The sequence below is a fragment of the Pseudomonas sp. NFACC45 genome, assembly GCF_900113505.1.
In the GTDB taxonomy this organism is placed as follows: Bacteria; Pseudomonadota; Gammaproteobacteria; order Pseudomonadales; family Pseudomonadaceae; genus Aquipseudomonas; species Aquipseudomonas tehranensis.
This window is the reverse complement of sequence record NZ_FOPO01000006.1, coordinates 307,007-330,176: the sequence shown is the minus strand read 5'-3', so window position 1 is coordinate 330,176 and position 23,170 is coordinate 307,007. Positions and strand designations below refer to the sequence as shown.

The window sequence follows — 23,170 nt, the reverse complement described above, 5'->3', positions numbered from 1 at the left end:
CATTATGCCTAGTGTCCGGCGGCAAGGCACTGGTGCAACGCGCTTCGCCAGTCTGGCTGGCTGACACCCCATTGCTCAAGCAGGCGCGTGCAATCCAGACGCGAGTTCAGCGGGCGTGGGGCCGGAGTCGGGTAAGCACTGGAGGGGATGGGCTCAAGCACCGCGCACGGTTTGTGCTGCTCGATCAGGTGCTCGCCGATGGCCTGGGCAAAGCCGAACCAGGACGTTTCGCCCTGCGCCGTCAGGTGATAGGTTCCCCAGGCGCCGCACCGCTCGGCCTGCCAGCGTTCGATCAAGTGGGCAGTGCTCTCGGCGATAGTCCCGGCCCAGGTCGGTGCGCCGATCTGATCGTTGACCACCCGCAGGTGCGGTTTTTCCTGCAGCAGACGTTGCATGGTCAACAGGAAGTTGCGTCCTTCCCTGGAGTACACCCAACTGGTGCGCAATATCAGGTGCTGCCCGGCGGCGTGGCGAATGGCCTCCTCGCCGGCCAGCTTGCTGCGCCCGTAGACACTCAGCGGGTTGGGCGAGTCGGCCTCGGTGTAGGGCTCAGGCTTGTGGCCATCGAAGACGTAATCGGTGGAGTAGTGGATCAGCGGCGCACCCAACTCGACCGCCACTTGAGCCAGGACGCCCGGCGCCGTGGCATTGATGGCGAAGGCCCGCTCCGGTTCGCTCTCGGCCTGGTCGACGGCAGTGTGGGCGGCGGCATTGATGATCAGGTCAGGCCGCAGGGCTGTGATGGGTGAACGAAGGTGATCGGGGCGCGCCAGGTCGAGCTGGTCGCTGCCGCGCACGATCAACTCAGCCATGCCGGTCAGGCGCGACTGGAGCGCTCGGGAGACCTGGCCGTTCTGACCGATGATCAGGATGCGCAAGGAGGTATTCATGGGAACAGGTCGGCCTCGTGCAGAGCCTTGCCGGCCTGGTCCTTGGGCGACAGGATCGGCGCGCTTTGCAATTCCCAGTCGATGGCCAGGTCCGGGTCGTCCCAACGAATGCAGCGCTCGGCCGAGGGCGCATAGTAGTCGGTGGTTTTGTAGAGAAAATCGGCGCTATCGCTGAGCACGACGAAGCCATGGGCGAAGCCCGGTGGGACCCACAGTTGCCGATGGTTCTGCGCCGATAGGCGTACGCTCACCCATTGCCCGAAAGTGGCCGAGCTGCGACGAATGTCCACCGCCACGTCGAGCACTTCCCCGGCCGTGACCCGCACCAGTTTTCCCTGGGCTTGTTCAATTTGATAATGCAGGCCGCGCAGCACGCCCCTGGCCGAGCGCGAGTGATTATCCTGGACGAACTGCAAGGCGCAGCCGGTGGCCTCGGCAAACGCCCGGGCGTTGAAACTTTCATAGAAAAAGCCGCGATCATCACCGAAAACCTTCGGTTCGATGATCAGGACTTCAGGCAGTCGGGTGGCGATGACGTTCAACGTGTCTCTCCGGCGATCTGGAACAGGTATTGGCCGTAACCGGTCTTGCCAAAGTACTGGGCGCGTTCAAGGATGTGCTCGCGGCTGACCCAGCCCTGTTGGTAGGCAATTTCTTCCAGGCAGGCGACTTTCAAACCTTGGCGGTGCTCGATGGTCTGCACATATTGCGAAGCCTCCAGCAGGCTGTCGTGGGTACCAGTGTCCAGCCAGGCGAAGCCACGGCCGAAACGCTCGACGTGCAGGTCGCCGCGCTGCAGGTAGACGTTGTTGACGTCGGTGATTTCCAGTTCGCCTCGTTTGGAGGGTTTGATGGTTTTGGCGATCTGGATCACGTCATTATCGTAGAAATACAGGCCGGTTACCGCGTAGCTGGATTTGGGCGCGGTAGGTTTTTCTTCAATGGAAATGGCTCGTCCTTCGGGATCGAAATCGATCACGCCAAATCGCTCAGGGTCCTTGACCCAGTAACCGAATACCGTTGCGCCGGTCTGCCGGGTGGCGGCCGTCTGCAGTTGTTCGCCGAAATGCTGACCGTGAAAAATGTTGTCGCCCAGGATCAGGCACACCGGATCGTTACCGATAAATTGTTCGCCGATCAGGAATGCCTGAGCCAGGCCATCCGGCGATGGCTGCTCGGCGTAGTTGAATTTCACACCAAACTGACTGCCGTCGCCCAACAGATTGCGGTATTGCGGCAAGTCCTGAGGGGTGGAAATCACCAGGATGTCCTTGATGCCGGCGAGCATCAGCACCGAAATCGGGTAATAGATCATCGGTTTGTCGTAAACCGGTAGCAACTGCTTGGAAACCCCAAGGGTAATGGGGTGCAGTCGGGTGCCGGAGCCGCCGGCCAGAACGATGCCTTTCATCATGCAATTGCATCCTTGTTGTCGAGCGAGCCCAGGCGTTCGCCCTGATAGCTACCGTCCTGGACACGTCGGCACCACAGCAGGTTTTCGAGGTACCACTGCACGGTTTTACGCAGGCCGGTCTCGAAGGTTTCCCGGGGCGTCCAGCCCAGTTTGCGCTCGATCTTGCCAGCATCGATGGCGTAGCGCAGGTCGTGACCGGGGCGGTCTTTGACGAAGGTGATCAGGTCGGCATAGTGCTCCACGCCGTTGGGTTTGTGGGGCGCGAGTTCTTCGAGCAGGGCGCAGATGCTGCGCACCACGTAGATGTTCTTCTGTTCATTGTGGCCGCCAATGTTGTAGGTCTCACCCACGGCACCTTCGGTCACCACCTTGAGCAGCGCCCGGGCGTGGTCTTCGACGTACAGCCAGTCGCGCACTTGTTGGCCGTCGCCGTATACCGGCAACGGCTTACCGGCCAGGGCATTGAGGATCACCAGCGGAATCAGCTTCTCGGGAAAGTGAAACGGCCCATAGTTGTTGGAGCAGTTGGTCAGCAGCACGGGCAAGCCGTAAGTGCGTTGCCAGGCGCGTACCAGATGGTCGGAAGCCGCCTTGCTCGCTGAGTACGGCGAGCTGGGGGCGTAGGCGGTGGTTTCGGTGAACAAATCATCCGCGCCATGCAAGTCGCCATACACTTCGTCGGTGGAAATGTGATGGAAGCGAAACGCGCGCTTCTGCGGCTCGGCCAGGGTCTGCCAATAGGCGCGGGTGGCTTCCAGCAGGCTGTAGGTGCCCACGATATTGGTCTGGATGAAGTCCGCCGGGCCGTCGATGGAGCGGTCCACGTGGGACTCGGCCGCCAGATGCATGATGGCCTCAGGCTGGAACCTGGCCAGTATCGCACTGACCGTCGGTTGATCGACGATATCGGCCTGGACGAACTCGTAGCGGCTGTCGTGATCGATGCTGCTCAGCGATTCGAGATTGCCGGCATAGGTCAGCTTGTCGAGGTTCAGGACCTGATGTCCAGTATCTAGGATCAAGTGCCGTATAAGCGCCGAGCCGATAAAACCGGCACCGCCAGTGATGAGAATGCGCATCCGATCAAGCCTTTTCCGTGGAACAACAAAGCATTGGAGCATAGCTTGTCGGCATGGCGAGGGCGGTGCAAGCAGGATATTTCGGGGCACGTTCACGCGCTTGGCAATTGACCTGCGGTAAAGGGGTTGCTTATCCCCCGACTCAATGGCGAGATAGACATCCGATAAAACCACCTCAGGGGTCGTTGTATGCCACTCGCTACGTTGGTTCACCGTGCCAGTTTGCCAAGCCCACAGATCAGTGCCGAGCAGGCGCTGGTGCTGCTGCGCTCGAATTACGGACTCAGCGGTGACCTGCGACCCTTGGGCAGCCAGCAGGACCTCAACTATCGCGTCGACAGCGAGCGCGGACGGTTTGTGCTGAAGATTTGCCATGGTGACTACGCCGTCCAGGAACTCCAGGCCCAGCATGCCGCCCTCAAGCATCTGGCCGAGCACGGCGCGGTGAAAGTGCCGCGGGTGATCGCTGCCAACAATGGCCAGGATCTGTTGACCCTGGAGATCGCAGGGCAAGCGGTTCATGTGCGGCTGCTGGAGTACATTGATGGCCAGCCGCTCACCCAGCTCAACCATTGGGGACCTGAACTGGTCACGGGGTTGGGGCGCTTGTGCGCACACATCGACCTGGCCCTGGCCACCTTCGATCACCCTGGCCTGGAGCGCACCCTGCAATGGGACGCCCGCCACGCCAATGCGCTGGTTGGCCACCTGCTGCCCGTCATCGACGATGATCAAGAACGCAACCTGATCGCCGAGGCGGCGCAACAGGCCGAACGACGCTTGCAGCCGCTCAAGGCCAGCCTGCCGGTGCAGGCGATTCACATGGACATCACCGATGACAACGTGGTCTGGCAGCGCGACGCCCAGCGCCAATGGCAATTGCAGGGTGTCATCGATTTCGGCGATCTGATCCGCACCTGGCGCGTGACCGATCTGTCGGTGACCTGTGCAGCCTTGTTGCACCATGCCGACGGCGATCCGTTTTTCATCCTGCCGGCGATCAAGGCCTACAACGCGCTCAACCCGCTGCAGCATGAGGAATTGCTGGCGCTTTGGCCGCTGATCGTCGCCCGCGCGGCCGTGCTGGTGCTTAGCGGTGAACAGCAGGTCTCCATTGACCCGGAAAATCAATACAGCCGCGACAACCTGGACCATGAGTGGGAGATTTTTCGAATTGCTCAGTCGGTCCCGTTCGAACTGATGGAAGCGGCGATCCTCTCGTGCGTGGGCCACAATCTGCCACCCGTTGCCAGTGAAGGCTTTGTGCCGCTGTTGCCGACCTTGGTGGGCCGCGAGTTCGCCCTGATCGACCTGGGTGTCCTGAGCCCGCATTTCGAAGCCGGCAACTGGGAGCAGGAGGGGATCGACCAGCGTCTGCTGAGCGAAGCCGCCGCGGTCCATGGATTGGCCGCCAGCCGCTACGGGCAGTACCGATTGTCTCGGACCCGGCCGGACAGCGCCGTTGAACCGGATACTTATCCATTACACGTAGAATTGCAGGTGCCGCGGGGCACGCCGCTGGAATCGCCGTTTGCCGGGGTGGTGCACAAGGCTGCCGACGGCATGTTGCAACTGGACAGCGTGCAACTGAGCATTCGGCTGTGGGGCGTGACATCGCCGCTGCATTCCGGGGCTGCGCTGGTCAAGGGCCAGGTCTTGGGCCAAGTCGATGGACCGTTGTGGGTGCAGTTGTGTCGCGGCGCTCACCTGAATCCACCGTTGTTCTGCACGCCATCCAGGGCGTCGGCCTGGCAGGCGCTCTGCCCCTCGCCGGCGGTGCTGCTGGGACTGGCCTGTGATGCCGAGCCAGAGATCGACCCCCAGCAGCTGCTGGCTCGGCGCGATGCGAGCTTTGCCCGCTCGCAGAAGCACTATTACGTTGATCCGCCGCGCATTGAGCGCGGCTGGCGCAATCACCTGATCGACATGCAGGGCCGTTCTTACCTGGACATGCTCAACAACGTCGCGGTGCTGGGCCACGGGCATCCGCGCATGGCGGCGGTGGCGGCCCGGCAGTGGTCGCTGCTCAACACCAACTCACGCTTTCACTATGCCGCGATTGCCGAGTTTTCCGAGCGCTTGCTGGCGCTGGCGCCGCCCGGCATGGATCGGGTATTTCTGGTCAACAGTGGCACCGAGGCCAACGACCTGGCGATCCGCCTGGCCTGGGCCTACAGCGGCGGTCGGGACATGCTCAGTGTGCTGGAGGCCTATCACGGCTGGTCGGTAGCGGCCGATGCGGTCTCGACGTCCATTGCCGACAACCCAAAGGCCCTGAGCAGTCGCCCGGATTGGGTACATCCGGTGACCGCACCAAACACTTATCGCGGTGAATTTCGCGGCCCCAACAGCGCGCCGGACTACCTGCGCAGCGTCGAGCACAACCTGGCAAAAATCGCCGAACACAAGCGCCAGCTCGCCGGCTTCATCTGCGAACCGGTGTACGGCAATGCCGGTGGGATCGCATTGCCGCCGGGCTATCTGAAGCAGGTCTACGCGATGGTGCGTGAGCGCGGCGGTGTCTGCATCGCCGACGAGGTACAAGTCGGCTACGGGCGCATGGGCGAATTTTTCTGGGGGTTCGAAGAACAGGATGTCGTGCCGGACATCATCACCATGGCCAAGGGCATGGGTAACGGCCAGCCGCTGGGAGCGGTCATCACCCGCCGGGAAATCGCCGAGGCGCTGGAAGCTGAAGGGTATTTCTTCTCGTCAGCCGGCGGCAGTCCGGTCAGTTGCCAGATCGGCATGGCCGTGCTGGACGTCATGGAAGAAGAACAGCTGTGGGAAAACGTCCGGGCAGTGGGTGGGCATTTCAAGGCCCGCCTGCAAGCCTTGATCGACCAATATCCGTTGGTCGGTGCGGTGCATGGCTCCGGTTTTTACCTGGGTGTGGAGCTGATCCGCAACCGCGACACCCTCGAGCCGGCCACCGAAGAAACCACGGCGCTGTGCAACCGCTTGCGGGAGCTGGGCATTTTCATGCAACCGACCGGCGACTACCTGAACATCCTCAAGATCAAACCGCCGATGGTCACCAGCCGCCAGAGCGTGGATTTCTTTGTCGATATGTTGGCGAAGGTGTTGGACGAGGGGGTTTGACTCACTGAGGCAAACGCTTTCCCTGTGGGAGCGGGCTTGCTCGCGAAAGCGGTGTGAAGTTGTAGGCGATGTTGAATGTGCCGCCGTCTTCGCGAGCAAGCCCGCTCCCACGGGATTTAGTAGGCTTAAAATCGATTTTTGTCGGCTTTAGCTGCAGGGTTGACGATGTTTTGAGCGTTTTATGCTTTTAAAGCCGATTTTTATCGGTTATAAAGTCGGCACCACACATGCTCTGGAGCTCCATTCATGAGTCGTATCGTCACCGTTGCCGCTACCCAGATGGCCTGTTCCTGGGACTTGGAGGCCAACATCGAGACCGCTGAAAAGCAGGTTCGCGAGGCCGCCGCCAAAGGGGCGCAGATCATCCTGCTTCAGGAGTTGTTCGAGACGCCGTACTTTTGCCAGAAGCCCAACCCGGACTACCTGCAATTGGCGACTCCGGTCGAAGATAACGTCGCTATCAGGCATTTTCAGAAAGTCGCCAGGGAGCTGCAGGTCGTTTTGCCCATCAGCTTTTTTGAACGGGCCGGTCGTGCGCGTTTCAACAGTATTGCGATCATTGATGCCGACGGTCGTAACCTGGGGGTATACCGCAAGAGTCACATCCCGGACGGTCCTGGTTACCATGAGAAGTACTACTTCAACCCTGGCGATACCGGTTTCAAGGTTTGGAATACTCGCTACGCCAGGATCGGCGTGGGCATCTGCTGGGACCAGTGGTTTCCCGAGTGCGCCCGCAGCATGGCGCTGCAAGGTGCGGAAATTCTGTTTTACCCGACTGCCATTGGCAGCGAGCCGCACGACAAGCGCATTTCGTCCCGCGATCACTGGCAGCGCGTGCAACAAGGTCATGCCGGCGCGAACGTGATGCCGCTGGTGGCCAGCAACCGCATCGGCAACGAAGAGCAGGATGGCTACGACATCACGTTCTACGGCTCCTCGTTCATCGCCAATCAGTTCGGTGAAAAGGTCCAGGCGTTGAACGAAACCGAAGAAGGCGTGCTGGTGCACAGCTTTGACCTGGACGAGCTGGAACACATTCGCAGTGCCTGGGGCACTTTTCGTGATCGTCGTGCGGACCTGTACGGCTCGATCAAAACCCTCGATGGCTCACTGGAGTCCTGATTTATGACAACGTTGCACAGCACTCCCCGCGCGGATGGTTTCCACATGCCCGCCGAGTGGGCACCCCAGACCCAGGTCTGGATGGTCTGGCCCGAGCGCCCGGACAACTGGCGCCTGGGCGGCAAGCCCGCGCAGGCTGCTCATGTGGCGGTCGCCAAAGCCATCGCCCGCTTCGAACCGGTGACCGTGGCGGTGTCGGCGAACCAATACGAAAATGCCCGGGCGCATCTCGACGTGCCGAATGTCCGCGTGGTGGAAATGTCCAGCGACGATGCCTGGGTTCGGGACACCGGCCCGACGTTCGTCATCAATGACAGTGGCGAAGTGCGCGGCGTCGACTGGGATTTCAACGCCTGGGGTGGTTTTGAGGGTGGCCTGTATGCGCCGTGGAACCGGGATTCGCAGGTGGCCAGCAAGATTCTCGAGATTGAACGCAGCCCGCGTTACCGCACCGAAGGTTTCGTGCTTGAGGGCGGCTCGATCCACGTCGATGGCGAGGGCACCCTGATCACCACCGAGGAATGCTTGCTCAACCGCAATCGCAATCCGCACCTGAGCCGCGAAGACATCGAGGCGGTGCTCAGCGCGCAGTTGGCTGTGGACAAAATCATCTGGCTGCCGGACGGCCTGTTCAACGACGAAACCGACGGGCATGTGGATAACTTCTGCTGCTACGTGCGCCCTGGCGAAGTATTGCTGGCCTGGACCGACGACCCGCAGGACCCGAACTACACCCGCTGCCACGCCGCGATGGACGTACTGCAAAACAGCACTGACGCCAAGGGACGCCCGTTCACAGTGCACAAGATGCCGATTCCGGGGCCGTTGTATGCCACCGAAGAGGAATGTGCCGGTGTGGACGCGGTGCAAGGCTCCCAGGAGCGCAATCCGACCGTGCGGTTGGCCGGTTCCTACGTGAACTTCCTGATCGTCAACGGCGGCATCATCGCGCCGAGCTTCGACGATCCACTCGATGGCCCGGCGAAAGCGCTTCTGCAAGGGCTTTTTCCAGAGCACGAAGTGGTCATGGTGCCGGGTCGCGAACTGTTACTGGGGGGCGGAAACATCCACTGCCTTACCCAACAACAGCCTGCGCCGCGCACAAAATGAGTGGTGATGTAACAGCCAGGTAATAGCGCTGGCGGCCGCTCTGCGCCGGGCTTTTTGGATCCATTTTGCTTTGGCCCGCGGCCTGATTGGGGATGCGGGCTTTTTTATGTCCGCAGATCGGCGGTGCAGGCACATTGGCACAGCTCTTGTATCTGTATCCCGGCAGTTCTGGGGAGCGGAGCTGAGTTGTTTTGTCATAAACCTTGGATAAATTGGCCGCTCATCAACCAGGAGAGGGCGCTGGAATGAATATGATAAGCGAGCGCACATACCATCCCTTGGCCGTTGTGAACGGTGAGTCGCTTAAAGCCTTGGCGCAGTGGTTGAAGTCCAACGGATCGCGTCAGATCAGAGAACCCGACCCGCGTCGGATGATCAAGGAACGCTATCCGGCTGGCCTGTTCAGCGAAGCTGAACTGGAAGCTTTATGGGATGTGATGCAAGGCTAGAATTCAACGGATTGATAAAAAGCGCTGGCCGGAATGGCAGCGCTTTTTTTATGGGCGATGGAGATGGAATCGTCACACTTGGCGCGCCCACACGAACCGTTCCGGTTCCTTAGATTTTTTCGCCTGATTACAGACGATTCACGAAATTGACACATCATTGAAGGCGGGACTAGGATTCGTCCACGCCTGTGGCTAACAGCCATGACTCTTAAATAATAAAAAGGCCCGCCACGATCATTCGTGGGCGGGCCTTTTCATTATTTTCAGGAGCAAGAGTCCGAAAAAGAGCGCAAAAGCGCCGTTTCGGCTGCCGTCGCAGTGCGTATCAACCCGTACAAGGAAAATAATCATGTTGAACAAGCGCATTGCTCTGATCGCACTGGGGATTTTAAACACGACATATGCCATGGCCAACGACCAGGCTGAGTCCAAGGGGTTCGTTGAGGACAGCAGCCTGAACGTGCTGTTACGCAACGCCTATATGAATCGCGACTACAAAAACGGTAACGAAGACAAAGCCGAATGGGGCCAGGCCGCCATCGGAACGTTCTCGTCCGGTTTTACCCAAGGCACTGTGGGCGTGGGTGTAGACGCCTTCGGTCTGTACGCGCTGCGTCTGGATGGCGGCAAAGGTCGCAGCGGTGCGGGCGGCATCGACTTCTTCAAGCAAGGCGACAGCGGTAACGCGGCCGATGACCTGTCCAAGTTTGGCGCAGCGGTCAAGTTCCGTGTTTCCAATACCGTGTTGGCCTACGGTGACCAGATGCCGGCCCTGCCGGTGCTGAGCTACGACAACTCGCGCCTGCTGCCGGAAAGCTACACCGGCACGCTGATCACTTCCAAAGAGATCAAGGGCCTGGAGCTGAACGCTGGACGTTTCACCGCCGAGTCGCGCAAGAGCGCCGAGGGTCGTGACAGCGGTGGCCTGAAGTCGATCAACGTATTGGGCGGCAGTTATCAGTTCACCGAGCAGTTCAAGGCTTCGCTCTACGCCTCGGATGTCGAGGACGTACTGAAGAAACAGTACGTGAACGCCAACTACGTATTCCCGTTGGCCAAGGATCAGTCCCTGACTCTGGACTTCAACGGCTATCGCACCAAGCTGGACAACGGCTATGTTCGCGAAAACAACGTCACCGGCGATGACAACAAGATCTGGAGCCTGGCTGCTACCTTCGCCACCGGGCCGCACAGCTTCACACTGGCTCACCAGCGCAGCACTGGCGACAGCAACCTGGGCTATGCCTACGGCGGTTATCAGCGTGAGCAGAATCGTGTCGGTGACGGTGGCAACACGATCTACCTGGCCAACTCCTTCTGGTCCGACTTCAACGCTGAAGACGAACGCAGCTGGCAATTGGGTTATGGCCTGGACTTCACCACGTTCGGGATCCCCGGCCTGACGTATAACGTGGCTTATGTGCGTGGCGATAACATCACCACGTCCACCAGCGAAGGCGGGACTGAGCGCGAGATCTTCAACCAGTTCAAGTACGTGGTCCAGAACGGCCCCGCCAAAGACCTGAGCGTGCGCTTGCGCAGTTCGTTCCTGCGTGTTTCGCAGAAGTCCAGCGAGTACAACGTTAGCGGCAATGAGCTGCGGGTGTTCGTGGATTATCCGATCAGCGTTTTCTGATGCCTGATCACGTTCCAAACGCCTGATGAAAAACCCCGAGCGCAAACTCGGGGTTTTTTCTTTGGACGGCAAAAAACCGTTGGAACAGTCTGTTTTCCCGAGAAAAAGTCGTACTAATGAAACATTGCCCACCGTTTCAAGCATGGCTTGAAATGCCTCAAATACTTTCTCATGGACGTAAATACTGTACCCACTAGATTAGGCTGCTCAATGCAGTGGAGACCTATGAAAAATGATCGTTCTGAACAGGGAAGTCGGCGAAGCGCTCAGACGTGACAAATACGTCAATGTCCGCGGTGGAGACTTCAATCTCTACGGTCATTTCGGTGACTTTGTCCGGCTGACCAAGAGCTGGGAAAACATGGAGCCCGACAGCTACTACGGCCAGGCCGAGTCAGGCATGCGTTTTCGCCGCTACAGCGACTTCGAATACAACCCCAGGACCCGCGAACTCTCGCAGCTCGAGCACCGGGCCTACATTCAGTCCAAGGCTAACAACAGCTATGTCGGTGGACTGGAGCGGCATTTCCAGGACTTTTCCAACGAAGTGATCAACTCACCGGTGATGCGCAGTCTGATCGACACGGACTTTGAGGTGTACAAGAACGTCCTTCCTCAGGAGCTGCACGAGGAAATCTGGCAGTGCCAGATCCACCAGATCCGTATTGAGATCAAGCCGGGCAAGCAACTGGAAATCACCCCTGAAGGGATTCATTGCGACGGGTACCCGTTCAGCGGCGTGCACTTCTGGGGCCGTCATAATGTGGCCGGCGCAGAGAGTCGTCTGTACACCGCCCAGGAAGAACAACTGGCGGCGATTACCTACGAGGACATTCTCGACACCACGTTCTTCCTCGACCGCGACATGCGCCATTACGTCACCCCGGCCCGGAACGTCCATAGCCACGAAATGGCTTTCAGGCAGATCCTGGCGATTTCCTTCTCGCGGCCCGGGACCGCTTTTGACATTGTTCGCTGAACAGCTCGAACCCATGGACGATCCGGAGCAACAGGTTCTGTTGCGCCGGGCAATGGTCAGGGACGCCGAACGACTGGAGCAGTTCTTTCGCGGTTTCGACGAAGTGTCGTTCTGCGAGTGGCAGGATGCCCGATTCTTGCGTGGGGTGTTGTTGCAGGAGACCACCACTGCGTACCTGGCCGTTGATGTCCGCGGGGAGGTGGTGGGGGCGGTGATTGGCGGCATGCTCGGCACCCGTGGCACCATCAATCACCTGGCCGTCAGCCCAGGGCATCGCACCCGAGGCCTGGGCCAGCGGCTGGTGGAGGCGGCATCGGCCGACATGAAGCGGGTCGGCGTACTGCGCATGTTCCTGTTCGTCGACGATGCTAATCTGGCCGGCAAGCGGTTTTGGGCAGCCCAAGGCTTTTGTGAGCCTCGGGGTGAAATCACTTTCGAGAGGGATCTATGAGCAAGACTTCCAGCCAGCCGCTGGTGGTCGAACCACAAGCCTCGCGTACCTTTGCTGAAGCCAGTCCGGTGGTAGCGGGTTATTTTACGGTTTCGTTTGTGTTCGGTCTGATGGCGGTCAACGCCGGGTTGCCCTTGTGGCTGCCGGTGGCGATGTGCCTGTTCGTTTACGCGGGCGCTTCGCAATTCGCGGCGCTGGCGTTGATTTCCAGTGGAGCATCGCTGACCACCATCGTGCTCACCACCTTTCTGATCAACGCGCGGCACATGCTGATGTCGGTGTACATGGCCAAGGCATTGCGGGCGCTGGGGCTCAGTCGTTTCGAGCGCTGGTGCTACGCGGCAGGGCTCACGGATGAGTCGTTCGCCTTCCACAGCGTCAAACTCGGCACCGGGGCGCCGGTCAGCGTGCGTTACCTGATCGGCTTCAACCTCTTTTGCCACACTTCCTGGGTGCTCGGCGGTCTGCTGGGAGCGGTGTGTGCGCAATACGCGGCGCACCTGATCAAATACCAGCTCGACTACGCCCTGACTGCGATGATGCTCTACGTGCTGGTTTCGCTGTGCAATACCCGTAACAAACTGATCGCTGCCCTGGCGGCGGTCGTCTGCATGGGCGGGCTGAGCCTGCTGGGCAGTTCGCCGTTCAATGTCTTCATTGCCACGTTCGTTGGCTGCGGGGTGGGCGTATGCCTGACCAAACGTTCCTGATCCTGGTCGTGGCCCTGATGATGGCGGTGACCTTTCTGCCACGGGCCCTGCCGCTGCAGGTCAATACTGAAAACTGGCCACCGTTCGTCGCCCGCGCCTTGGAATACCTGCCGGTGGCGATCGTCGCTGCCATCAGCCTCACCCCGTTGTTGATCAAGGATCAGCAGATACAACTCGACCGCCCGGAGTTCTATGCCGCGATTCCGACGCTGTTATGTGCGTATTTCAGCCGCAACCTGTTTCTCAGTGTGGCGGTGGGCACGGCGGCGTACATCGCGCTCGGTTCGTTCCTTTAGCGTCAGGTCCACAACATCGTGCAGCGCCTGGCCGGACAACTCTGGATTATTCACCGCCAGGCGGACCTCGAGGAAATCCTCGAAGTCCGGGAAAATCGTCAAGTCGTTACGCAGCGCAGCTTCCCGGGACACCAGCCCCAGGCCATCGAGCTGGGTAATCAACGACAATGTCAGCGTTTCACTGCAGGAATACACCATCCGCTGACTCGAGCCGTACTCGCCCAGGCCGGCATCCAGGAAGCGAAGGAAGCTGTGGGAGTACGGACATTCCTCGGCGGGACGCACCTGAAACTTATCGCCGAGCAAACCGAGGGAGTCGTCCTCTTCGCCACAATGGGCGCCGACCACCTGCACCTGAACGTCCGGCATGGTGATGCTGGAAAAGCCGCTCTGCTGCGGACCGATCAGGATCGCCAGGTCGAAATCTTCATTCTTGAGCTTGCTCAGGTTTTCCATCGACTCGGCGTAACTGAACTCCAACTGATACTGAGGAAACACGGCGATCAGCCGATCGATCATCCGCCGGTTGAACTCCGCCGGCAGCGTGGTATTGAGCGCCGCTCTCAGCGTGCGCTGCCGGGGTGTCTTCAGCGCCGCGACCTTCTCTTCCAACTGCCGCGTGGCAACCAGCACCTGATCCATGAACGGCGTCAGTTCCGAGCCTTGGCTCGTCAATGTCAGGCCCTTGTTCGACCGCCGGAACAACCGGAAGCCGAACTGCTCCTCAACTTTGTTCAACTGTGCCGCCAATGCCTGCACCGTGAGGCAGGAATGTTCCGCTGCCGCCGACAAGGAGCCGGTCTGCACGATGCGCATGAGGTTGCGTAAGGTTCTGCTATCCATGAGGTAATGCCCTCTGCTTAAGTGGGCTCGCTATTGTTGTGCACCTGGCCCGGTCAGGCAGTGCATGCCGGCTATCATCATGTACCTTGCCACGGTTGTCGCGGTTTTGTGGCGAAAAGCTCCGGCAGACGATGGTTGGAGCTTATGCGGGATTTGGGTTTTTTGCCTGATCAACGGTAATCGAGGCGGTCAGCGAGTCCGTAAGTGGCTGGCGCAAAGAAAATTCCTGCACACGGCTGGCTGAATTGTTCAGGTAGAGGGTGGTAAAAATACGTTTACGAACAAAAAATAATAATTTATCCGTATTTGTACTACTCTCTAGGTGTCAGCCTAGCAATGGAGCCCAAATCTCATGGCAACCTCCTCCATCAGCCTCAACGCGCAGCAACAATTGGACTCCCCGGACGCGGGTCGGGTCGCGTTGAAGTTTTTCTTCAATCTCATGGCGTTGTGGGGCTGCAGCGTCGAGCAGCAGCGCACGTTGCTGGGCAAGGTAGGCAACACGACTTTCTATAAGTACAAGCAATTACCGGAAAACGTCAGGCTGCCTCACGACACACTGGAGCGCATTTCCTACCTCATGGGCATTCACAAGGCGCTGAGCATCATCTTCAGCAACAGCCGGGACCGCGCTTACCAGTGGGTCAACAGCCCCAATACCGCTGCGCCCTTCAACGGCCAGTCGGCATTGGCCTATATGCTCGCCGGGCGGGTGGTGGACATCGCCGATGTGCGGCGTTATCTCGACGGAGTACGCGGCTGATGACGCCACCCCTGGCGGACCCGCAATGGAAGCGTGCCTACCGGATAGTCAACAGCAGCTTCCCGCCGATTGCGCTGTTCGAAGATGTGCTTGATCCCGAGGACCTGCCCACCGCGTATGCCCTGGAAGCACTGACCAACGACCGGCTCATGGAAGAAGCCGGCGTGCTGTCCCGGGTACGCCCGGAGGACCGCATTTCCGGGCCCGGCTCCTCGCCGGTGATGGCCGCGTTTACCCATATCGGCAAAAGTAGCCGCTTCAGCGACGGCACCTTCGGCGTCTACTACGCGGCCAGCAGCCAGGAAGCCGCCATTGCCGAGACCTGCTACCACCAGGCGCGATTCCTCGGGGCGACCAACGAGCCGGATCTGGAATTGACCATGCGCACCTACGTCAACAAGGTCATCAAGCCGCTGCACGATATCCGCCAAGACTACCCGCACCTGCACGACCCGGACCCCACCGCCTACGGTCCGTCCCAGGTGTTCGCCCGGCAACTGCGCGAAACCTTGTCCTGGGGCTTGCTGTACAACAGCGTCCGCCTGTCCGGGCACGAATGCGTCGCGGCGTTTCGCCCTCCGGCGGTTTCGGTTCCGGTGCAGGGCAAGCATATCCGCTACGTCTGGAGCGCCCAGAAGCGGGAGATTTCGTTTGTGTTTGAGGTGAACGAGGTGTGAGTCAGGCTTTAGGGTGTTTTATGGCTGGGCAATAATTATTGCCCAGCCATAATTTTCAATCATTCGCGAGTATTGAAAGCAGAAGCTGCTACGCAGCCCAGCGAGAGCACGCGCCCTCGCCCTCGCCACATACGTGAATGCAGCCGTTTGATCAAATCTTGAACTGCTGCACCGAAGCCTGCATCGACCCCGCTGCATCGTTCAATTGATCCGCTGTTTGCGTCAGGTTGTGAATCGAGCGTGTGTTCTCGCGGGACTGCTCGGCAATCGACTCCACCCTCTGAGCCATTTCATCGCTGGCCTTCGATTGTTCGGCAATGGTCTGGGAAATTTCCTCGACCACTTCTGCCGCGTGCCGGGCGCCGGTGCGGATTTCGCTGATGGACACCCCGGCCTGCTGGGCCAGTGACACGCCTTCGTCCACGCGGCTGACGCAAGCCTGCATGTTCGCCACCGCATCCCGGGCGCTGGTCTGGATGCGCTCGATCATCGCGGTGATTTCCTGGGTGGACTGAGTTGTGCGCGCCGCCAGGTTACGCACCTCATCGGCCACCACCGCAAAGCCGCGCCCCGCCTCCCCGGCACGGGCAGCTTCGATGGCGGCGTTGAGGGCCAACAGATTGGTTTGCTCGGCGATGCTCTTGATCACCTGAATGATCGAATGAATGTCTTCAGACGAGGCGTCCAGCGCCGTGATCTTGCTGGACGACTGATTGACCACCTCGGCAATCCGGCTCATACCTTCCACCACCCCAAGAATCACTTGCCCGCCGCTGCTGGCCAGTTGTTCGGACTGTGCCGAGATCGTCCGGGCGCTGTCGGCGTGCTGATGGATCTGGCTGATGTTCGCCATCATCTGCTCCATGCTCGCCGCCATGCTGGTGGCGCTCTGCGCCTGCTGATCGGCGCTGGACACAATCTGCCGCGCCGTATCGCCCAATACGCGCGAGGTGCCATGCAACTCGTCACTCTGGCCGCGGATCGTGGCGATCATTTGCCGCAAATTGACCTGCATCTGCTCGATCACGCGTTGCAACTGGCCCAGCTCATCCTTGCTGTGCGCGCCCATTGAGCGTTGCAAATCCCCTTGGGAAATCGCCTGAGTGTTGAGGATGATGTTATTCAGCGGTGTAAGCACCGCCTTGAGCAGGCTCCAGGACAACAGCGCCAACGCCACACAGGTGGCCAGCAACGTGAAAACCAGCCAGCGCTCCGACGTTTGAATGCTGTGGTCCTGATGCTCGCGGGTGGCATGGGCCTGGCTCTCGATCAACTCACTCACCGCCTCGTTACGCTCCTCCAGCGCCGAAAACGCCCCGTCGAACTCCGTCCGCAACGCCCGGCCATCCTGGGCACCACCCAACGCCTTAGCGATCACCTGCTGAGCCGATGCAATATAGGTGTCCACTTGCGGCTTCAGCTCGGTAATGGCCTGAGCGATCGCTTGCGGCAACTGGGCCTCGGCATTTTCGGCGATGACCTTGCGCATCCGTTGCGCATGCTCATCGAACGCCTCCCGCACCTCTTTGGCTCCCGCGGCATCCCCCGGCGCCACCAGCAAAGCGGCCAACACATCGCCACGAATGGCGTCGTGCATCATGTCCGCCTCCATGTGCTTGCGCATGGCCGAAATACTGGTCTCGCTACGCGCCAGGGCGCTGGTCATGCTGATATAGCCCCACAATCCGATACCGCCGAGCACAAGGGCAAAGAAAAGGCTGATCAACCCCGAGCCTATGATCTTGGTCCTGATCTTCATCGCCTGATACTCCAGAGGGGGCGGGATTTGAGGGCAAGTGTAGTAGAGCGCAAGCGCAGCGCCTGGTGCGGGCGACGCTGCTATAAAGGGTATCGGCGGAAAAAAGATTAAGTGAATATTGCGCACGGCCCGTGGCGAGCGAGCTTGCTCCCGCTGGGGGGCGAAGCAGCCCCCTTTGTTCCTGCGCCCGGTTCTAAGTGCCGGATCCAATGAAAAAAATCGGGAAAAAAATCGGGGACAGACCACGATATTGAGCTAGCTGAGTAGTCGGTCCGTCTCGTAGTCGTGGTCTGTCCCCGAATGACCCTTGCCGGTGTAAGGTGTTCATCAACCGCTCACCATCGAGGCTGCCATGACCGGAATATCCCTGAACCTGCCGGAAGACCTTTCGAACTCGCTCTCCGATCTGGCTAAGACGAATGGCCAAACCGTTAGCTATCTGGTGATGGATGTTCTTCGCGACTACATCGAGCACGAGAAGGCTTTGACTGCGCAGATCGAACTGGCGGTCGAAGAGGCTGATCAAGGTAAATTCGCCACCGACGACCAGGTTGCGGCAATGCGCGCCCGCCGCTGGAGCAGGAATGCGGGTTGAGTGGCTTGAAAAAGCCTTGAAAAAGCCCTCAGAAACCTTGGAAGACGAAGCGAGCTATATAGCCCTTGAAAACCCCAAGGCTGCTGATGATTTCTCAGATGCGATTTTCGCCAGCGTAGACAAATTGGCCCGATTTCCCGCCATGGGCCGTGAGGGTCGAGTCAAAAACACGCGTGAATGGGCAGTGCCCAACTGGTCCTATCTCATCCCCTACCGGGTACGCGGTGACCGCCTTCAAATCCTTGGGGTATTTCATACGCGGCAACGCCCTCGCGCCAAGGGGTGACGGGGCGCAAAGCGAGGGACGAAGTACATCCTCCAGACTCGTTTAAGAAATAACGGGCACAGACCACGATTAATTTGGCGTCTCTGCATATTCATTCAAGCTAGGAATCGTGGTCTGTCCCCGAATCGCTCAGCTCCTGATCCAATGCCACCCTCGCTTAAGTGAGCAGCATCGGATGTCCCCGGTGACCTAAGCGGACATATTCCCCGGCGCCTCCAGCACCTTCACCACATCATCAATCACCGCCTTGCTCATATCCTGTAAATAACACGACGCCCAAGCATACCGATCCGTGCTGCGAATCATCGCCGCGTCCTCGGCCAAAAGCTTGGCAACGTGGAGCAGGTCGGAAGCGTGGGACAGGGCTTCGCCGATGGGGACACCGCTGGTGACGCGGAACAGTGGACGATCGGAGTGGAAGGAGAAGGGGGTCAGGCCTGGGGTTTTGAGGTCTCTGGGATGAGTCATTGTGCGCCTCCGATTGTCAGTCGGCGGCAGGTAACGGCTGGCGAAGCGCAACGGCAGAAAACGGCGAATCCATGGCATGCATCGATAAAACTCCCATATCAAGTGAGAGCTGCCACGTTCGTTCTCAGGCGAATGGGTGGCAGCTGTGCGCGGGCTGAGAAACCGGAGATACAGGAACCCGGCAGACCCGAAGGTCTCCCACGCACAGCCGCCATTGCACGAAATACGGGCATAAAAAAACGCCGCAAAACGTGGTTAGGGCGCTGTAGCGCCTGCATCTTACTCGGGTTCTCAGGCCCGGTCGCTGAATTGGCAGCGACGTTTGGAGGGTAGCGGTCGATTGGATAGGGGACAATCGTGGCGCGATGCTGGCGGGGCTGGAATTGTGTGTCCGGAATTAACGCATCTGGGGCGGACGGAGCGAGCTTGCGTCTGTATGGCAGATTGTCGGTGGTTGTGATGGCCTCATCGCGAGCAGGCTCGCTCCCACAGAGTTCAGTGTGTGGACAGGAAAGTGGATGTGCAGAAACAACAAAGCCCTCGCATTTCTGCGAGGGCTTCGTTTTGTATGGTGCCGGCACCAGGAGTCGAACCCGGGACCTACTGATTACAAGTCAGTTGCTCTACCAACTGAGCTATACCGGCGTGTGGGCGACGATTATAGCGATTGGGTGCGTTCTGTAAACCCCTGAATTCTGACTATTTTTGCAGGGCCCTGGCTCAGGCGCGGCGTACGAGGTTGCGTACTTTCTGCAAGGTTCGCCATGTGCGGCTGTTTTGCAGGGCATGGAGTTGGGCTTCGGCCCGTTCGGCGCGTTGCAGGGCGGTGGTGAGTTGTTGGTCGGGTTCGCTGAGGGGGTGGCTGAATTTGTGGCCCTTGCAGAACTGGAACCCGTCGAGGTTGCACGGGGGGATGTCGAAAGCGGGTTTGAGCGCCAGGTGTTCTTCGGCGAGGTAAAAAGTGTTGAGGCCGTCGAACAGGATGGGCTGGTAGCCGGCGTCGGTGACGAGGGTTTCCCAGGTCTGGTCGCGGGTCCATGGGGTTTCGATGAGGATGATCCAGGGGCGCCAGCGGCTGAAGTCCATGCCGCGCAGCACGGTTTCTTCGTGGCCTTCGACGTCTATTTTTAAGAAGTGGATGGGGCGGTGCTGGGCGTATTGCTCGCAGATCGACGTCAGGGTGCGGGACTGGACGGTTTGGACACTCACATTCATGCCGGCGTCACGGTGTTGTTGGGCGACGCTGGCTTCGACGGTGGACAGGCCTGTGTCGGCAATGGTGTAGAAGGTCAGGCTGTCGGCGTTTTCGCCGGCCACGCATTGCAGGTTGATGTCGTCGGGACGTTGTTGGCAGAGGGCATCGTAGTACGCCGGCACCGGTTCGATGTTGATCCCGCGCCAACCGTGGTCGTAGAAAGCCCGGGTCACCGAATCTTCTGTCGGATGGTTGGCGCCTACGTCCAGATAAAAGCCGTTTTCCACCGATTGAAGGGCGCGCCACAGGCGTATGTCTTCGAAGTTTTGTGCGTAGGAAATGAACGTCACGGCCAGTCCTTGTGTGTGTCGGCATTGTGTCAGTCACGATACGTAAGGCTGTTGTACTGCACGGGCGCGGTGGGCGCAATTGCAGGCGTGTGGGAGCACTGAGTTCGGCGGTTATGTCGTTTTGTTTGAGCGCTTATGCACAACGGGCGGGGCGGGGCGACTGTCATCTTGCGATTTTGTGACAGTTTTCTCGTTTGCTCGCAAATGCCTGTTTTAATGGTTTTTTATCCATATGAACAAAAAATGACCAGCCCCGGTTGCAGCAGAAAATCGCGGATTTCTTGGATCCAAGACTTTTTCATCAACAGAGTTATCCACAGGCTGTTTCGTATCAGTAACGCTCGGCCAGTAGCATCAGATTGCGTGGCGTCAGCGGCGTTTCGCAGAAGGTGCCGAGGCGGACGTGGTAATTTTTCTGGCTGAGAAAAAGTGCCCGATCCAGCACCAACCACAGCTCCAAAGGCCGCCGGAAAAGGCCTCGGACCAATTCCAGGTTGCGCACTTCGGCCAGACGCTGATGGCCGGCTGCTTCCAGTGCTGTCCAGTCGGGTGAGCCGACTGTGGATAAGTCTTTCATGGCGGCCAGATCGATGCAGTAGTCGGCGAAGGACTTTTCCAGCCAGGTGCTGGGAAGTGACGGGGTGGGCAGATAGTCGTCGCGGCCCCGGATTTGTCGTTGCAGCAGGTCAAAGCCCAGGCGCCGAGCCATGGACTGGTCCCGTTGCCGCCGGATACGTGCGCCGGCCGTGACGGTTTCTGTCAGGGGTAGACCGAGATCGTCCAGCGATAGCTGTAGGACCGAACCCTTGGCAGCGTCGGACAGTGGTTGATAGCGCTCGGTGCTGATGCGGTTGTAGCAGCACGGGGCGATGGCCAGTTGCGCGCAGCCAGCGGTACTCGCCAATTGCATCAGACGCACATGCAGGTCGCCGCAGGCGTGCAGGGCTACCGGCGTGTGTTCAGGGCGGATCGCCAGGTCGGCCTCTGCCGCCAGCACGTCTTGCTGCAAGTGCGTGGCGGGTAAACGGTGGCGTTGGCTCAGCTGCTGGCCGCTGGCGACCAGGGCTGGGTCGTATTCCAGGCAAGTCAGCTGTTGTTCATCCTGCAGCAAGCGTCGGCCAAGGTGACCTTTGCCGGCGCACCAATCGAGCCAGTGGGTCGGTCGGGTGGCGAAGTGCAGGCGGCTGGCGAACGCTTCGATCTGCTGCCATTTACGGCCTGGCACGTCGACGCTGAGGCGATGGGCGGCGGCTTTGAGCTCTTTGCCCGGCAGTTCTGCGACGGCGCTCAACGCATGGGAAATGGCCGCCAGTTCTGGAAATGGCGCGGGTGCATGTTGAATCAGCCAGGGTTGGTGATGGTCGTTTTCCGCGTCCTCCAGCGAGCGCTGGCGTAGCCATTGGGCCAGCTCAGGGTAGGACCCTTCCCATGGCAGTTGCAGGTGGGTGAACGGACGCGGTTTCCACAATGCCTGGTGCGTTGTGAGAAAAGCATCCAGCGCGGTGAAACGGGCGAGTAACGCCTCGCCCGTCAGCACGCCGCGGTCAGCGCCCTTGGCAGGCATCGACGCGCAACCAGCGCTCCAGCAGCTTGAAGCCCTGCACCAGCACGAACGCCATCAGCAGGTAGAACATGCCGGCCGCGAAGAAGATCTCCACCGGCAAGTAGGTCCGGGCAATGATGGTGCGGGCCATGCCGGTGAGCTCCAGCAGGGTCACGGTGCTCGCTAGGGCGCTGGCCTTGAGCATCAGGATCACTTCGTTGCTGTAGGCCGGCAGGCCGATGCGCGCGGCGCGAGGCAGGATGATGTAGAACAACGCTTTGGGGCGGGACATGCCCAGGGCTCGCGCGGCCTCGATTTCACCACGAGGGATGGCCTGGATCGCGCCGCGCAGGATTTCAGCGATGTAGGCGGCGGTGTGCAGGGTCATGGTGGCTGTGGCGCACCAGAACGGATCCCGCAGGTACGGCCACAGCGAACTGCTACGCACGGCATCGAACTGCGCCAGACCGTAGTAGACCAGGAACAGCTGAACCAATAACGGCGTGCCACGGAAAAAGAAAATGTAGGCGTAGGGTAAAGCCCGCACGTACCACAGGCGTGAGGAGCGGGCGATGCCCAGCGGAATCGCCAGCAGCAGACCGGCGATCACGGCGATGGCCACCAGTTCCAGGGTCAATGTCGCGCCTTGGGCCAGTTTCGGCAGCCACTTGATGATGACTTCCCAGTTCATTGGGTGCTCCTGGCAAAGCCGCGAGCGGCACGTCGTTCCAGAAAATGCATGCCGATCATGGCGAGCACGGTCAGGCCCAGGTACATGAACGCGGCTACCATATAGAAGGTGAACGGCTGCTTGGACACGGTCACGCCGATTTGCGCATGGCGCATGATTTCTTCCAGGCCGATCACCGACACCAGCGCCGTGTCTTTCATCAGGATCATGAACAGGTTGCCCAGGCCGGGCAGGGCGATGCGCCACATCTGCGGCATGATCAGCCGGGTAAAGATCCGCCACTTGGACAACCCCAGGGCCACGCCAGCTTCGCGATGGCCCTTGGGAATTGCCAGGATCGCGCCGCGAAATACTTCCGTGGCGTAGGCGCCAAAGCACAGGCCCAGGGCGATGACGCCGGCGGCGAAGGCGTTCAGGGAAAGGTCCGGGTTACCGAAGTATTCGCCCAGGGCACGCATGAGGTTGACGGTGCCGAAGTAGATCAGCAGCACCCAGAGCAATTCGGGGACGCCGCGAACCAGTGTCGAATAAGTGCCGCCCAGCCATTGCAGCGGCTTGTACGGGGAAGTCTTGGCCAAGGCGCCGAGCAAGCCGAGCACCAGCCCCAGGCAGAGGGCCGAGAGCGCCAGTTTGACGGTCATCAGGGCGCCAGCGGCGAGCGCCGGTCCGAATCCGTAGAGATCGATCATCATGGGTGTGTGTTCATATCGCGGCAGGCTTTGCTAAGGGCCGGCGCCGCAATGAAGCAGCGCCGGCCAG

24 protein-coding genes and 1 tRNA gene are annotated in these 23,170 nt (G+C 59.8%); 13 read left to right on the top strand and 12 right to left on the bottom strand.

The window, feature by feature from the left end; all coding sequences use genetic code 11:
- Positions 1 to 8: 8 nt before the first annotated feature.
- Genes rfbD through rfbB form a run of 4 tightly spaced genes read right to left on the bottom strand, consistent with a single transcriptional unit; the run spans position 9 to position 3,383 of the window.
- The gene (gene rfbD / locus BM132_RS13710) at positions 9 to 890 is read right to left on the bottom strand and encodes a dTDP-4-dehydrorhamnose reductase (protein ID WP_092455913.1); all 882 of its coding nucleotides are present in this window, start codon (positions 888 to 890) and stop codon (positions 9 to 11) included.
- Positions 887 to 1,432: a dTDP-4-dehydrorhamnose 3,5-epimerase gene (rfbC, locus tag BM132_RS13705; protein ID WP_092402115.1), complete on the bottom strand. Its 546-nt coding sequence runs from the start codon at positions 1,430 to 1,432 to the stop codon at positions 887 to 889. The genes rfbD and rfbC overlap by 4 nt, the downstream gene beginning before the upstream one ends.
- Positions 1,429 to 2,304 carry a glucose-1-phosphate thymidylyltransferase RfbA gene (rfbA, locus tag BM132_RS13700; RefSeq protein ID WP_092455911.1) on the bottom strand — a complete coding sequence of 292 codons (876 nt, stop codon included), beginning with the start codon at positions 2,302 to 2,304 and terminating at the stop codon, positions 1,429 to 1,431. Before rfbA ends, rfbC begins: the two co-directional genes overlap by 4 nt.
- A complete protein-coding gene (rfbB, locus tag BM132_RS13695; RefSeq protein ID WP_092455910.1) occupies positions 2,301 to 3,383 on the bottom strand; it encodes a dTDP-glucose 4,6-dehydratase in 1,083 nt (360 codons plus the stop codon). Before rfbB ends, rfbA begins: the two co-directional genes overlap by 4 nt.
- A gap of 189 nt (positions 3,384 to 3,572) precedes the next feature.
- Between rfbB and BM132_RS13690 the strand changes: the two genes are divergently transcribed.
- The 9 genes from BM132_RS13690 to BM132_RS13650 all read left to right on the top strand — a co-directional run bounded on the left by BM132_RS13690 (position 3,573) and on the right by BM132_RS13650 (position 13,241).
- Entirely contained in the window at positions 3,573 to 6,485 is a 2,913-nt protein-coding gene (locus BM132_RS13690; protein WP_092455908.1) for an aminotransferase, read from the top strand.
- A gap of 246 nt (positions 6,486 to 6,731) precedes the next feature.
- Positions 6,732 to 7,610: an N-carbamoylputrescine amidase gene (gene aguB, locus BM132_RS13685; RefSeq protein WP_092455906.1), complete on the top strand. Its 879-nt coding sequence runs from the start codon at positions 6,732 to 6,734 to the stop codon at positions 7,608 to 7,610.
- A 3-nt stretch (positions 7,611 to 7,613) separates the two neighbouring features.
- Positions 7,614 to 8,720 carry an agmatine deiminase gene (gene aguA / locus BM132_RS13680; protein ID WP_092455904.1) on the top strand — a complete coding sequence of 369 codons (1,107 nt, stop codon included), beginning with the start codon at positions 7,614 to 7,616 and terminating at the stop codon, positions 8,718 to 8,720.
- A gap of 245 nt (positions 8,721 to 8,965) precedes the next feature.
- Positions 8,966 to 9,169: a hypothetical protein gene (locus BM132_RS13675; RefSeq protein WP_092402134.1), complete on the top strand. Its 204-nt coding sequence runs from the start codon at positions 8,966 to 8,968 to the stop codon at positions 9,167 to 9,169.
- Between the two features lie 349 nt (positions 9,170 to 9,518).
- Complete coding sequence (locus tag BM132_RS13670; protein ID WP_092455902.1) at positions 9,519 to 10,805, top strand: OprD family porin; 1,287 nt, start codon at positions 9,519 to 9,521, stop codon at positions 10,803 to 10,805.
- A gap of 232 nt (positions 10,806 to 11,037) precedes the next feature.
- Positions 11,038 to 11,784, top strand: a complete 747-nt coding sequence (locus tag BM132_RS13665) for a 2OG-Fe dioxygenase family protein (RefSeq protein WP_092402139.1) — start codon at positions 11,038 to 11,040, stop codon at positions 11,782 to 11,784.
- Between the two features lie 13 nt (positions 11,785 to 11,797).
- On the top strand, positions 11,798 to 12,235 hold the full coding sequence (locus BM132_RS13660) for a GNAT family N-acetyltransferase (protein ID WP_177218176.1): 438 nt from the start codon (positions 11,798 to 11,800) through the stop codon (positions 12,233 to 12,235).
- Positions 12,232 to 12,945 (top strand): AzlC family ABC transporter permease, encoded by a 714-nt coding sequence (locus BM132_RS13655; protein WP_047226872.1) that lies wholly within the window; start codon positions 12,232 to 12,234, stop codon positions 12,943 to 12,945. Before BM132_RS13660 ends, BM132_RS13655 begins: the two co-directional genes overlap by 4 nt.
- The gene (locus BM132_RS13650; RefSeq protein ID WP_047226873.1) at positions 12,924 to 13,241 is read left to right on the top strand and encodes an AzlD domain-containing protein; all 318 of its coding nucleotides are present in this window, start codon (positions 12,924 to 12,926) and stop codon (positions 13,239 to 13,241) included. Before BM132_RS13655 ends, BM132_RS13650 begins: the two co-directional genes overlap by 22 nt.
- On the opposite strand, the gene BM132_RS13645 is transcribed toward BM132_RS13650, so the two are convergent.
- Positions 13,158 to 14,084, bottom strand: coding sequence for a LysR family transcriptional regulator (locus BM132_RS13645; protein ID WP_092402142.1), 927 nt, complete (start codon positions 14,082 to 14,084; stop codon positions 13,158 to 13,160). The two genes, BM132_RS13650 and BM132_RS13645, sit on opposite strands and share 84 nt — an antisense overlap.
- Positions 14,085 to 14,436: 352 nt before the next feature.
- Here BM132_RS13645 and BM132_RS13640 point away from each other — a divergent pair, with 352 nt between their 5' ends.
- Both BM132_RS13640 and BM132_RS13635 read left to right on the top strand, forming a co-directional pair.
- Positions 14,437 to 14,847, top strand: coding sequence for an MbcA/ParS/Xre antitoxin family protein (locus BM132_RS13640; protein ID WP_092455900.1), 411 nt, complete (start codon positions 14,437 to 14,439; stop codon positions 14,845 to 14,847).
- Entirely contained in the window at positions 14,847 to 15,524 is a 678-nt protein-coding gene (locus BM132_RS13635) for an RES family NAD+ phosphorylase (RefSeq protein WP_092455898.1), read from the top strand. The genes BM132_RS13640 and BM132_RS13635 overlap by 1 nt, the downstream gene beginning before the upstream one ends.
- A 151-nt stretch (positions 15,525 to 15,675) precedes the next feature.
- On the opposite strand, the gene BM132_RS13630 is transcribed toward BM132_RS13635, so the two are convergent.
- On the bottom strand, positions 15,676 to 17,283 hold the full coding sequence (locus tag BM132_RS13630) for a methyl-accepting chemotaxis protein (protein WP_092455896.1): 1,608 nt from the start codon (positions 17,281 to 17,283) through the stop codon (positions 15,676 to 15,678).
- Positions 17,284 to 17,635: 352 nt separating this feature from the next.
- On the opposite strand from BM132_RS13630, the gene BM132_RS13625 reads away from it, so the two are divergent.
- Together BM132_RS13625 and BM132_RS13620 are read left to right on the top strand one after the other, a co-directional pair.
- On the top strand, positions 17,636 to 17,878 hold the full coding sequence (locus tag BM132_RS13625) for a CopG family ribbon-helix-helix protein (RefSeq protein WP_092455894.1): 243 nt from the start codon (positions 17,636 to 17,638) through the stop codon (positions 17,876 to 17,878).
- Positions 17,868 to 18,164 (top strand): type II toxin-antitoxin system RelE/ParE family toxin, encoded by a 297-nt coding sequence (locus BM132_RS13620; RefSeq protein WP_092455892.1) that lies wholly within the window; start codon positions 17,868 to 17,870, stop codon positions 18,162 to 18,164. Before BM132_RS13625 ends, BM132_RS13620 begins: the two co-directional genes overlap by 11 nt.
- Positions 18,165 to 18,353: 189 nt before the next feature.
- Here the strand turns inward: BM132_RS13620 and BM132_RS13615 are convergent, their stop codons facing one another.
- The 6 genes from BM132_RS13615 to BM132_RS13590 all read right to left on the bottom strand — a co-directional run bounded on the left by BM132_RS13615 (position 18,354) and on the right by BM132_RS13590 (position 23,103).
- Complete coding sequence (locus BM132_RS13615; RefSeq protein ID WP_092455890.1) at positions 18,354 to 18,632, bottom strand: DUF3077 domain-containing protein; 279 nt, start codon at positions 18,630 to 18,632, stop codon at positions 18,354 to 18,356.
- A gap of 569 nt (positions 18,633 to 19,201) precedes the next feature.
- Positions 19,202 to 19,277: transfer RNA gene (locus tag BM132_RS13610), tRNA-Thr, on the bottom strand.
- Positions 19,278 to 19,352: 75 nt separating this feature from the next.
- Positions 19,353 to 20,177 carry an FkbM family methyltransferase gene (locus BM132_RS13605; RefSeq protein ID WP_092401354.1) on the bottom strand — a complete coding sequence of 275 codons (825 nt, stop codon included), beginning with the start codon at positions 20,175 to 20,177 and terminating at the stop codon, positions 19,353 to 19,355.
- A 331-nt stretch (positions 20,178 to 20,508) separates the two neighbouring features.
- Positions 20,509 to 21,741 carry a methyltransferase gene (locus BM132_RS13600; RefSeq protein WP_092455888.1) on the bottom strand — a complete coding sequence of 411 codons (1,233 nt, stop codon included), beginning with the start codon at positions 21,739 to 21,741 and terminating at the stop codon, positions 20,509 to 20,511.
- Positions 21,722 to 22,411, bottom strand: coding sequence for an ABC transporter permease (locus tag BM132_RS13595; RefSeq protein WP_092401360.1), 690 nt, complete (start codon positions 22,409 to 22,411; stop codon positions 21,722 to 21,724). Before BM132_RS13595 ends, BM132_RS13600 begins: the two co-directional genes overlap by 20 nt.
- A complete protein-coding gene (locus BM132_RS13590; protein WP_092455886.1) occupies positions 22,408 to 23,103 on the bottom strand; it encodes an ABC transporter permease in 696 nt (231 codons plus the stop codon). The genes BM132_RS13595 and BM132_RS13590 overlap by 4 nt, the downstream gene beginning before the upstream one ends.
- Positions 23,104 to 23,170 lie beyond the last annotated feature (67 nt).